Below are 8,561 nucleotides of genomic sequence, written 5' to 3'. Positions count from 1 at the left end.
GCTGCCTTTGCGATGGCGGCCTTGATCTCTGCTTCCTCTGCATCCAGTTCCGCATTCTGCTTTTCCAGCGTGCTGACATCTGCATTCAGAGATTCCTTTTCCCGTTCCATCTGCTCCTGCGCATCGCTGGTTTCCGAGTAGGTATCCTGCAAATCCATCAGCGCTGTGGAGAACTCGTCCTTCTTTGCCTGCTGGTCAGACTGCTGTTTGCTCAGGCTCTCCTGCTGCTTTTCCAGCTGTGCCTTCTTTTCGTTGCAGGTTTCCAGCTTGTCCTTCAGGGTGTTGACCAGATCGTTGTCGTGATTTGCCACACGGGACATCAGCTCATACTTCGATAGCAAGTCGTAAAAATCAGTTGCGCCAACCAGCGCAGATGCCAGACTGTCATTGCCCTGTACGTACATTGCACGCAGACGCATTTTGAACTCGTCCAAACCAATGGCGATATCCGCTTCCATGACGGTGATATCATCCTCAGCCTGTGCAATGGCGTCCTCTGTTTCGGAAATGGATGTTCCGATTCGCTTCAGCTCCTCCGAAACGATGTCCAAATTTTCCTGCTGCAATGCGATCTTTTCTTTCAGCGTCTTCTGATACTGTTCATTCTCGTTCATGTTGGATTGCAGAGAGTCCAGTTTTTTCTGCTTCTCTGCGATCTTTGTCTCATTTGCCTGACGCTCATCCTGCAATTCTGCAAGTGTCTTTGCCGAAACAGACATATCCCGAATGGGCAGATTTGCTGTAGACATTCCCGCCATCAGCAAAACTGCTGCCAGAATGGTGCTCATTGCACGCAGTCCAATTTGTTTTCTTTTCCTCATAAAAAATTGCCTCCTAAGACGTGGAAGCCGGCGCACTCTTTTGGATTTTTGCCGGTGCGCAGCTCCTCGGAATCCGTATCTTTTTTGCTGGATACGAACTCTTATACGTTCAGATGCTTTCTCATAGAAATCATACTGCCGAATGCCCCGAACAACATTCCTGCCCCCAAATATGCCGCAGCAACCTCCCAAGCCAGATCACGGAACGGAATGATGCTGCCCATGCCGATAACAGACAGGATATCCACCTGTCCCGTCAGCAGATTGACCATGGAATCATAGCCAAACCAGGTGACCGCCAAGGCGATACAGCCGGCAAGCAAGCCGGTAATCATACCCTCAATGAAAAACGGAATCCGAATGAAGGAGTTGGTCGCTCCCACATACTTCATGATCTGAATCTCCTCCCGACGTGCGAACACGCTCGCCTTGGTCGCATTGGAAACAATCACAAGGGAGATGACGATGAGAGCTGCAATAATTACACTGAACACCACCGTGACAATCTTCCGCAGTTCTGTCAGAATGTTGACAAAATCCATGGGCGCACGGATGGAATAGATGTGATTGAGCTGGTCGATCTCATCGATGGTGGTGGAGATCTTCGAAATGTCCGAGATCTGAAGCCGGAAGCCGTCCAGAAGCGGATTGTCATCACCCAGAGAATCAAACAGCACCTCGTAGTCCGACATGCTCTTTTTCAGATCCTGAAACGCCTCTTCCTTGGAATAGAAAGAGATGCTGGAGATGTTATCAATCTGTTCCAGTTCGGTCTGGAATTCCGCTAGTTCCTGATCTGTCGTCCCCTCGTTCATGTAGACGATCACTTCATTTTTGTCTTCCACACCGCCGATTATGGAGGTGATGTTCATGTAAAACAGCACAGACATCCCGACCAGCAGGAGAGAAACCAGCAAAACACAGAACGAGGCAAATGCCATCATCCGGTTTTTCCAGATATTTTCCACACCTTGTCCGATAAGGTACTTGACACCACTAGCCTTCATGGATCAGATTCCCTCCAATCACTTCATCAAAGACAATTCTGCCCTGATCAATGTTGATGATCCGTCCGCCGAACTGGCGCACAAGGCTGTGCTCATGGGTAACCATGAGCACAGTTGTCCCGATGTCATTGATGCCCTGCAGCAGTTCCACAATCTCGTAGGACAGCTCAGGGTCGATGTTTCCCGTCGGCTCGTCGGCGATAATCAGCTGCGGGTCGTTGACCAGTGCACGTGCAATGGCAACACGCTGCATCTCACCGCCGGACAGCTCGTCCGGATAGGAGTATGCCTTCTCCTGCAAGCCCACCAGGCCGATTACATACGGCACACGCTTTCGAATGTACTTAGTCGGCGCATCGATGACCCGCAGGACAAAGGCGACGTTCTCATACACCGTCATAGACGGAATCAGACGAAAGTCCTGAAAAACAAATCCAATGGTACGGCGCAGCGCAGGAATCCGCCGCCGCCGCAGCTTGTTCAAATGGTATCCATTGACATAAATCGAGCCGCTTGTGGGGTTGATCTCTTTGAGAATCAGCTTGATCATGGTACTTTTTCCGGCACCGGACGCACCCACGACAAAAGCAAAATCTCCGTCATTGATCTTTAAGTTTACGTTGTGCAGTGCATCTACGCCGCTGGAGTATGTCACAGACACATCCTTCAGTTCTACCATAGTTCACACACATCCTTTCACTTGTCAGTTTCCCGCAAGAGTCCGGCAAAACGGCCGTTGCACAGGAACACCGCCGATGCTGCCATGTGCCACGCTGCACCGGCGGCAATTCCACCTATCTCAGAGTCTGCTGTAGGGCAAGGCTCAGCATTTGCTTTTTACCGATTTGCGAGAATCTCAGAATTTTGCCGGATTCGAAGAAAGGTATTTCTTTACCATCAGCGCAATCTTGAAGATGATCGCATGGTCAAATTCCCGCAGATCCAGACCGGTCAGCTTCTTGATCTTCTCCAGACGGTACACCAGTGTGTTCCGGTGTACAAACAGCTTTCTGGAGGTTTCTGAAACGTTCAGGCTGTTCTCAAAGAATTTCTGAATGGTAAAGAGGGTTTCATGATCCAGCGAATCAATGCTGCCACGCTTGAACACCTCGTGCAGGAATGTCTCGCACAGTGTGGTAGGCAGATGATAGATCAGGCGGGCGATGCCCAGATTGTCGTAGCTGACAATTGCCTTATCGGTATCAAATACCTTGCCCACTTCCAGTGCCATCTGCGCCTCCTTGAAGGAGCGGGAGAGTTCCTTGACGTTGTTGACGATAGTACCAATGCCCACATTGACACGGGTATAGAACTCGCTGCTGAGCGTGTCTGCAATGGAACGTGCCAGCTTTTCCAAGTCCTTTTCGTCAACAGCGCCTTTGATCTCCTTGACCAGAACGATGTCGGTTTCCGAAATGGTAAAGACGAAGTCCTTGTTCTTGTCCGGAAACAGGTTCTGGATGACATCATAGGCGGAAACATCGTTGGCAGAGATGATGCGGATCAGCAGAACCACACGGCTGACCTCCGAATTGAAGTGCAGCTCTCTAGCCTTTACTACGATATCTCCCGGCAGCACATTGTCCAGTACCACGTTCTTGATGAAATTGTTCCGGTCATATTTCTCATCGTAGTACTGCTTGATATTGAACAGGGAGATTGCAAGGATATTGGCGTACTTTGCAGCAGTGTCATCCATGCCCTCCACGAAAACGGCATACTCCGGCTTTGCCCGTGAGCCGAACGGCTTATAGGTGTAGCCGTCCCGAATGAAAATGTCGTGCACATCGCTGAGATCCAGCGACACGAATTCATTGGTCGTCCCGACCTTGGTCAGATCGCTGCATGCAATAATGGTAGCGGTGTCATCGACTACGCCGACGGTTGCATCGATGGTGTCCCGCATCTGATGTACCAGTCCTTGAAATAATCTATTCGACATATTAGAACAACCCTCTTTCTTTTTGCTGTCACATAATCGCCTGTTCAATATATTACAAATTGTAACACATTATCTCGCGACATATGTGAACGTGTCGTAAAATTTATACGGATATCTTCCGGTATTCCTGCTCTTTCTGCGTTTTTTTCAAATTTTTAGGAGGCGATTCGCCCGATATCTGTAACTCATTTGTAACCGCAAAAGAATTACATGCTCTCCGGACAGGTGACTTTCAGGATGTGCAGCACATTGGAAATGCCCTGCCGTGCAGCCTCGCACAGCAGCAGTCTTGCCTGCTGAAGCTCCGGTGTTTCAGCGTATTTAATGCTGCATGCGTCGTAGAATTTGTGAAACAGGGTTGCCAGCTCGGTGGCGTACTTGGTCACCTTGGACGGGTCGTATGCCTTGGCGGCAGCGTCCAGTTCCGACGGCAGTGAAGCCAGATGACGGATCAGTTCCAACTCCTGCGGCTGCTTCAGCAGTGCCAGCGCATCTTTCTTACACTGTTCCAGCGTCACACCCTGCTCTGCCATGGTGCGCAGCAGGCTGCAAATTCTGGCGTGTGCGTACTGCACATAGTAGACAGGGTTCTGGGAGGACTGCTCCACAGCGAGATCCAGATCGAATTCGAAATGGGAGTTTGCCTCTCTGGTGTTGAAGAAGAAGCGTGCTGCATCCAGCGGAATCTCGTCCAGCAGTGTGACCAGTGTGATTGCCTTGCCGCTGCGCTTGGAGAGTTTTACCACTTCTCCGTCACGCATCAGCATTACCATCTGCATCAAAACCACATCCAAACGGCTTGCATCTGCGCCCAGTGCCGTCAGCGCCGCTTTCAGGCGGGGCACATAGCCGTGGTGGTCGGCACCCAGAACGTCGATTGCCTTGTCGAATTTCCGCACCATCAGCTTATTATAGTGGTATGCGATATCCGGCACGACATAGGTCGGGATTCCGTTGGCACGAACCAGCACGAAATCCTTGTCTGCGCCGAAGTCGGTCGCCTTGAACCAAACTGCGCCCTCCTGCTCATAGGTGTAGCCACGCTTGGTCAGCTCTTCTACCACCCACTTTACCTGACCGTTCTGGTGCAGGGTGCTCTCACGGAACCAGTTATCATAGACAATGCGGTATTTTTTCAGATCACGCTCCAGACCAGCGATGTTCTTCGGCAATGCAAACGCCACCAGCGCATCCCGTCTGGTCTGAGAATCGCAGTTTACATATTTGTCGCCGTTTTCTGCGATAAAGTTCTCCGCATGCTCTGTGATGTCGGCGCCATGGTAGGCATCCTCCGGCATCTCCACAGACGGGTCAAAGTGCTGGAGATAGCGCACTTCCAGAGAAGTGGCGAACTTCTGGATCTGGTTGCCGGCATCATTGACGTAGAACTCACGCTCTACCTCCCAGCCAGTCCAGCTGAGAATCTCCGCCAGGCTGTCGCCCAGCGCTCCGCCTCTGGCATTGCCCACGTGCATCGGGCCGGTGGGGTTTGCGGAGACAAATTCCACCAGCGCACGCTTACCGGCGCCGGTCTGTGTTTTGCCGTAGGTGTCCTTTTCCGTCAAGACGGTTTCCACAACCTTGGAAAACCATTCCGGCTTCAGGAAAAAGTTCAGAAAGCCGGGGCCGGCGATTTCCGCACGGTCAAAGATCGTGCCATGCAAGGAGATCGACTCCAAAATCAGTTCGGCAATTTTGCGAGGTGCCATTCGGAATGCCTTGGCGCTCACCATTGCCACATTGGCTGCGAAATCGCCGTGGGACTTATCCGCCGGAATTTCCACACGAAATGCAGGAAGTGGAACAGCAGGCACTTTTTCCTCTGCCACCATTCTTCCCAGTCCCTCCATCAGCAGTTCGTGCAGCTGGTCTGCTGCCTCTCTGATACAATCCGCCATTTTTCTATCCATTCCTTTCTGTGCAGCATAAACCGCCGCAAGTTCTTTTCTTCTATTTCTCGGATTCGTTTCGTTTCCACACCAGTTCAATGGTATTTTCCGACAGGAACGCCGAGTTCATATCAATGGTATATGCCATGAAAATCTTTCCGCCCTCCGGCGTCTCCTCAAACACAAGTTCGTCTGTTTCAATGCCGAGAGCCATATTACCGTACGGAGTGTTGTACACGCTGAAATGTTTCTTTCCGATTTCCAGAATCAGGTTTGAGTTTGCCGTACCGGAGCGCATGACGTTTACCAGCATTCCGGTGTCGCTCTGCTCCACACGCACCATCGTCGTAGAGCCGACAAAGCCGGTTACCTCCGAATCCTCATAGGAAAGTTCCAGCACGCCGTCTTTTCGCTGACATGTTCCGAGGGTGTCCAGTTCCGTTTCTTCCGCTTCGTTCTCCCGACCCTGCTGGGTACTTTTGAGGGTAATAATGACTGATTCCATGGCTTTTGCTTCCTTTCCCATCACAGGCTGCACCGGAACACCTTTCCCACCACGTCCTGATGGAGGAAGTGTCCTGCGTTCTCGATGAACATCTCGGTGCTGTCGCTGACATAATAGGTGTTCTCCCCCGGTTCTTTCCGGTCAGAGAGCAGATCCCGTGCCTCCAGACAGCGCCGTGCGTACTTGGCAGCTTCTGCGCCGGAGGAGATCAGCTGCACCTCCGGCCCCATCAGGTCTGCGATCACCTCCCGAATCACCGGATAGTGAGTGCAGCCCAGAATCAGGGTATCCACGCCCTCTTTGCGCACCGGCTCCAGGTACTCCTCTGCCACCAGCCGTGTCACCGGATTCCGGAAATCGGTGTACCCGTTTTCCACGAGGTGCACGAACAGCGGACATGCCTGCGAGATCACGGCGACCTCCGGCCGAAGCTTGTGAATCGCCTTTTCGTAGCTGCCGCTGCGCACAGTCGCCGGAGTGCCAATGATTCCGATTCTGCCGTTCTTAGTGATGCGGCAGGCGGTTTCTGCTGCCGGAAGTACGACACCGGTAAAGGGCAGATCCGTGACGAACGGCCGGTCGCCAACCACAGAGCTGACCGTTCCGCACGCTGCGATAATCATCTTCACCGCATGCTGCCGCAGAAATGCCACATCCTCCCTGGCATAGCGCATGATGGTTTCCGGACTGCGGCTTCCGTAGGGAATCCGTGCCGTATCTCCAAAGTAAATGATATTCTCCTGCGGCAGGATGGCATTCAGCTCCTTCACTGCCGTCAATCCGCCCATTCCGGAATCGAACACGCCGATTGCATCATTTCTCATAAATTCCAGTTGCCGCCGGTTTTCGTCTGTCGGCGGCTCTCCTTTCCGCATTGCTAAGCATTTGCACTGAGTTCAGAAATATCTCTGAACCCGTCATCTCAATAAGTTCTTGCGGAATTCTCCATTGCCTGTTCGATCAGCTTATCCACCAGATACTCCTGCTTCATGCCCAGATGCTCCATGAGCTTGGGATACATGCTGATGCTGGTGAATCCGGGCATGGTGTTGATCTCGTTCAGGATAACCGTGCCGTCCTTTGCCAGGAAAAAGTCCACACGGGACAGACCCTTACAGCCCATGACACGGTAAGCACGCACAGCGATGTCCCGAATACGCTGGGAATCCTGTTCCGAGATTCGTGCCGGAATGTAGAGCTGCGATGTGCCGTTGACGTACTTGTCATCATAGTCGTAGAACTCTGCTGCCGGTTCGATCTCGCCCACGTAAGAGGCGATGGGCGCATCGTAGCCGAATACTGCCACTTCCAGTTCCTTGCCCTCGATGAACTCCTCAATGATCACCTTTTCATCATGGGTGAATGCAATCTGCACTGCATCCTTCAGGGATTCCAGATCGGTTGCCTTGTTTACGCCAACGGAAGAGCCTGCATTTGCCGGCTTCACAAACAGCGGGAAGCCCAGCGTCTCTGCAATTGCAATGCACTTTTCGTCCAGCTTGTTGATCTCCCGCTGGAATACGCACGCCCATTTTGCCGTCTGGATACCATTATAATCCAGCACGGTATGAGTCATACCCTTATCCATGCATGCGGCGCTGCTCAGCACACCGCATCCCACGTAGGGAATCCGTGCCATTTCCAGAATGCCCTGAAGCCGTCCGTCCTCGCCGTTTCTGCCATGGAGCACCGGAAAGACAACGTCCACTTTCTTGATGAAGGTCTCGCCGTTCTCGATGGTGACAATGCCGCCGTGCAGCGGATCCGGCGAAAGAATTGCCGCTGTGCAGTCCGGATTCTGTTCCCATGCCCCTGTGGAGATCTCAGAAACATCCCCCGGGAAATACAGCCATCTGCCCTTTTTGGTGATGCCGATGCAGACCACCTCATACTTCTCCTTGGGAATGCTCCGAATCACGTTTTCTGCAGAGACCAGCGAAACATCATGCTCACTGGAAACGCCGCCGAACAATACGGCCACTCTAATTTTTGCCATGTGTAAAAAACACCCTTTCTCTCACCGATTACGGCCAATGCTGTCTTTTCCGCCGAACTCCGCTCCTGCTAAGGCGCACCGAAGCGGGCTGCTCTGGTATCACTATATCAGCCTGACATGCCGTTTTATGTGTTGCACCTTATATTTTATCATAATTCACAAAAATCTGCAAGCTTTTTTTGCAAAAAAGCCTGTCTTTTTTCGAATGTTCTGCCCCAAACCTGCCGGGGCGCAAAAAAATTCGAAAAAATGCTTGACTTTTCAATGGAAGTATGGTATACTAATCTTACCTCTTTGCATGGAGGTTATTTTTATGTCCGGATTGCAATGGCGGCTTCTCCCGCCTGCGGACTGCTCTATGCTATCTGAGGGAGGCAAACAATCCCGCCGGCGATGCGCTG

8 protein-coding genes are annotated in these 8,561 nt (G+C 51.9%); all 8 read right to left on the bottom strand.

Features of this window, described 5'->3' with window-relative positions; all coding sequences use genetic code 11:
- A partial coding sequence (locus QZL66_RS06015; protein WP_293601901.1) for a murein hydrolase activator EnvC family protein occupies window positions 1–821 on the bottom strand: 821 nt, incomplete at its 3' end.
- A gap of 101 nt (window positions 822–922) precedes the next feature.
- On the bottom strand, window positions 923–1,828 hold the full coding sequence (ftsX, locus tag QZL66_RS06010) for a permease-like cell division protein FtsX (protein ID WP_022410831.1): 906 nt from the start codon (window positions 1,826–1,828) through the stop codon (window positions 923–925).
- Window positions 1,818–2,507: a cell division ATP-binding protein FtsE gene (ftsE, locus tag QZL66_RS06005; RefSeq protein ID WP_022410830.1), complete on the bottom strand. Its 690-nt coding sequence runs from the start codon at window positions 2,505–2,507 to the stop codon at window positions 1,818–1,820. Before ftsE ends, ftsX begins: the two co-directional genes overlap by 11 nt.
- A gap of 177 nt (window positions 2,508–2,684) precedes the next feature.
- A complete protein-coding gene (locus tag QZL66_RS06000; protein WP_022410829.1) occupies window positions 2,685–3,770 on the bottom strand; it encodes a PucR family transcriptional regulator in 1,086 nt (361 codons plus the stop codon).
- Between the two features lie 206 nt (window positions 3,771–3,976).
- Window positions 3,977–5,668, bottom strand: a complete 1,692-nt coding sequence (gene argS, locus QZL66_RS05995) for an arginine--tRNA ligase (protein WP_022410828.1) — start codon at window positions 5,666–5,668, stop codon at window positions 3,977–3,979.
- A gap of 52 nt (window positions 5,669–5,720) precedes the next feature.
- Window positions 5,721–6,164: a DUF1934 domain-containing protein gene (locus QZL66_RS05990; RefSeq protein WP_022410827.1), complete on the bottom strand. Its 444-nt coding sequence runs from the start codon at window positions 6,162–6,164 to the stop codon at window positions 5,721–5,723.
- Between the two features lie 20 nt (window positions 6,165–6,184).
- Complete coding sequence (murI, locus tag QZL66_RS05985; protein ID WP_226943338.1) at window positions 6,185–6,988, bottom strand: glutamate racemase; 804 nt, start codon at window positions 6,986–6,988, stop codon at window positions 6,185–6,187.
- A 98-nt stretch (window positions 6,989–7,086) separates the two neighbouring features.
- Window positions 7,087–8,160, bottom strand: coding sequence for a D-alanine--D-alanine ligase family protein (locus tag QZL66_RS05980; RefSeq protein ID WP_022410825.1), 1,074 nt, complete (start codon window positions 8,158–8,160; stop codon window positions 7,087–7,089).
- Window positions 8,161–8,561 lie beyond the last annotated feature (401 nt).

This window comes from Ruminococcus sp. CAG:330, from assembly GCF_000437175.1.
Taxonomy (GTDB): Bacteria; Bacillota; Clostridia; order Oscillospirales; family Ruminococcaceae; genus Ruminococcus_C.
This window is presented reverse-complemented; position numbering and strand designations above follow the sequence as displayed.